The organism is Microcoleus sp. BM001215392 (assembly GCF_036700185.1).
In the GTDB taxonomy this organism is placed as follows: Bacteria; Cyanobacteriota; Cyanobacteriia; order Cyanobacteriales; family Microcoleaceae; genus Microcoleus.
Genome location: NZ_JAUBOJ010000560.1, coordinates 1 through 3,457, shown reverse-complemented (window position 1 = coordinate 3,457; position 3,457 = coordinate 1). Strand labels below are relative to the sequence as shown.

The following is a 3,457-nucleotide window of genomic DNA, read 5'->3' as shown; positions in this document are numbered from 1 at the left end:
TTGGTGATTGGTGATTGGTGATTGGTGATTGGTGATTGGTGATTGGTGATTGGTTCTTAGTACCTATGCCCCATGCCCCATGCCCCATGCCCCATGCCCCATGCCCCATGCCCCATGCCCAATATCTTTGCACCTTCCCGCAACAAAGCTTGTGGGTAGACCTCTATTGTGTTCTCCTATTCTTAATTAAAGTAAAAGATAGTTACAGAGAGAATTCAGATGATAACTCACCGATTGAAGCGTCGAACCATTTACTCTGCCGGCATTGCGGCTTTAATCCTGAGTGTTTCGTTCTGGATTGCTCCCGTAGCGCTGGCAAAATACACTCCTCCTCCAAACCCTTCTAAACCAAAAGAAACAGGCACGAATACGACTCGCGGCGGCAGTTGTGAAGGTGATTCAGCGGCGGTATTGACTGCCTTGGTGCCGTTTAGCCATATGGGACAGACGATTTCTGGGCATCCGACTTTTACCTGGTTTGTACCCGATCGCTCTCCTCATCTTATGCAATTCCGGCTGTTTAGTTCCACTGGACAACCGCTTTATCGAACCGAGATGCAGATTCAGCCAGGAATTATGCAGTTTTCGCTGCCGCCAAATCTGCCGCAACTGTCGATCGGGCAATCCTACAAGTGGCAAGTGGTGTTAATTTGCGATCCGAATAGTCCTTCGAGGAATGTGGTGGCGGCGGCAGAAATCCAAGTGGTTCAGCCTGCGGCGTCGTTGCAGGCTCAACTTGCAGCGGCGCAAACTCCCCAACAGCGGATCGATTTGTATGCGGGGGCTGGGTTGTGGTATGACGCGATCGCGGAAGCGCGCAAAGTCTCTGAAACTTCTCAAAACCAAACGCCCGTGCTGGAACTGTTAGATGCTCTTGCTAATTCGGAAGCCGAACCTTTGAAAGATTGGAGCGATCGATTGAGGCAAATTAGGGCGATCGAACAACAGCGCCAACTCCCGCAACCCAAACCCTAAAATCCCATGCAGCCTGACTCGCTAAAATTTAAATCCAGTTGTAAAGTGCGATCGGGCTTCCTTTTTTCCCTCGCCTTTTGCCTTTTGTCTGTTGGCTTTTACATTCCTCCGCATTTCTCACTCCCGGCTAGTGCTCAGGCGATCGAGGTTAGTGAAGCAGAGGGCGATCGACTAATACAGCAGGGGCTTCAACAGTTGCAGACTAGCCAATTCTCTGCTGCGCTGAATTCCTGGCAACAGGCACTGCAAATTTATCGCACCATCAAAAACCGAAAAGGGGAGGGTGCAGCACTGGGCTTGTTGGGACTCGCTTACCTCGATCTGCACAACTATGCCAAAGCCATTGAGTATTCACAGCAGAGTTTAGCCATCGCCCGCGAAATTAAACACCCCCAAAGGGAGGGTGCAGCACTATACATTTTGGGACTCGCTTACCAATCTCTGGACAACTATCCTAAAGCCATTGAGTATTCACAGCAACTGTTAGCCATCGCCCGCAAAATTAAAGACCACCGTCAGGAAGGTGTAGCACTGGGCCGTTTGGGACTCGCTTACCAGTCTCTGGGCGACTATGCCAAAGCCATTGAGTATTCACAGCAAATGTTAGCCATCGCCCGCGAAATTAAACACCGCGAATGGGAAGGTATAGCACTGGGCTATTTGGGACTCGCTTACCAGTCTCTGGGCGACTACGCCAAAGCCATTGAGTATACACAGCAGAGTTTAGCCATCGCCCGCGAAATTAAAAACCGTGAAGGGGAGGGTGTGGCACTAGGCAGTTTGGGAATCGCTTACAACTCTCTGGGCAACTATGCCAAAGCCATTGAGTATTCACAACAACAGTTAGCCATCGCCCGCGAAATTAAAAACCGCAAGGGGGAGGGTGCGGCACTAAGTTATTTGGGACTCGCTTACCAGTCTCTGGGCGACTACGCCAAAGCCATTGAGTATTCACAGCAACAGTTAGCGATCGCCCGCGAAATTAAAGACCGCGAAGGGGAAGGTAAAGCACTGGGTAATTTGGGAATCGCTTACGGCGATCTGGGAAACTATGCCAAATCTATTGAGTATATACAGCAGAGTTTAGCGATCGCCCGCGAAATTAAAGACCGGCAAAGTGAAGGTAGGGCACTGGGCAATTTGGGAATCGCTTACCAGTCTCTGGGCAACTCGGCCAAAACCATTGAGTATGCACAGCAACAGTTAGTCATCGCCCGCGAAATTAAAGACCGCAAAAGTGAAGGTACGGCACTAGGCAATTTGGGAGGTGCTTACCAATCTCTGGGCAACTATGCCCAAGCCATTGAATATACACAGCAATATTTAGTCATCGCCCGCGAAATTAAAGACCGCCTTGGGGAAGGTAAAGCACTGGGTGATTTGGGAGGTGCTTACCAATCTCTGGGCAACTATACCAAAGCCATTGAGTATGCACAGCAGAGTTTAGCCATCGCCCGAGAAATTAAAGACCGCCTTGGGGAGGGTGTGGCGCTCAACAACTTGGGAGCGGCGTTCTGGAGAGCTGGCAACCCAACAGAAGCTGAGAAAATGCTCGTTAATGCGATTCAAGTTTGGGAATCAATGCGTCAAATGCTCGGCTCCAACGATGCGAATAAAGTCTCCATCTTTGAAGAACAAGCTAAGACTTATGGGATTTTACAACGAGTCCGGGTGGCTCAGAACAACCCAAATGCCGCGTTAGAAATTGCCGAACGGGGACGTGCTCGTGCCTTTGTCGATCTCCTGAGTGAGCGCTTATCTTCAGGTTCTACCAATCCGGTTATTAACACTTCTCCCAACCAAGATCAAATCCGCCAAATAGCCAAAGCACAGAACGCCACTTTGGTGCAGTATTCGATCATCTACGAAAACTTCCAGATTCAGGGCCGAAAAGTAGGGCGTGAATCCGCGCTCTACATCTGGGTGATTCAACCCACGGGCGAAATCACCTTCCGCGAGGTAGACCTCAAACCCCTCTGGCAAAAACACAAAGCCTCTCTCGCCGATCTAATTATTGGCAATCAGGAGTTTCTTGCCGTTCGCAGTCGCAGCAGTCTTGGCTCTACCCAACCCCAACCCGACTTACCGACACTGCATCAACTACTGATCGATCCCATTGCCAGCCTCCTCCCCAAAGATCCCAATGCCCACGTCATCTTCATTCCTCAACGTTCCCTATTCCAGGTTCCCTTCCCCGCCCTGCAAGATGCCAGCGGCACTTACTTAATCCAAAAACACACTATTCTCACCGCCCCCTCGATTCAAGTGTTGGATTTGACTCGACAACAACGGCTGAAGTTAGCACAGAAACCAGTCAACAGCGGCAACGCTCTAGTCTTGGGCAATCCCACCATGCCGAGTGTATCTCCCTCTCTGGGAGAACCCAAGAAGCAATTGTCTGCTCTACCTGGAGCCGAAGCTGAAGCCCGATCGATCGCCCCTCTGCTCAACACCCAAGCCATCACAGGCGCACAAGGGACAA

2 protein-coding genes are annotated in these 3,457 nt (G+C 50.6%); both read left to right on the top strand.

The genetic code is table 11. From position 1 onward, the window contains the following. Nucleotides 1-219: 219 nt before the first annotated feature. Nucleotides 220-975, top strand: a complete 756-nt coding sequence (locus QT974_RS32645) for a DUF928 domain-containing protein (RefSeq protein WP_333472510.1) — start codon at nucleotides 220-222, stop codon at nucleotides 973-975. Nucleotides 976-981: 6 nt separating this feature from the next. Continuing rightward, on the top strand, nucleotides 982-3,457 hold a 2,476-nt coding region (locus QT974_RS32640), incomplete at its 3' end, for a CHAT domain-containing protein (RefSeq protein WP_333472509.1).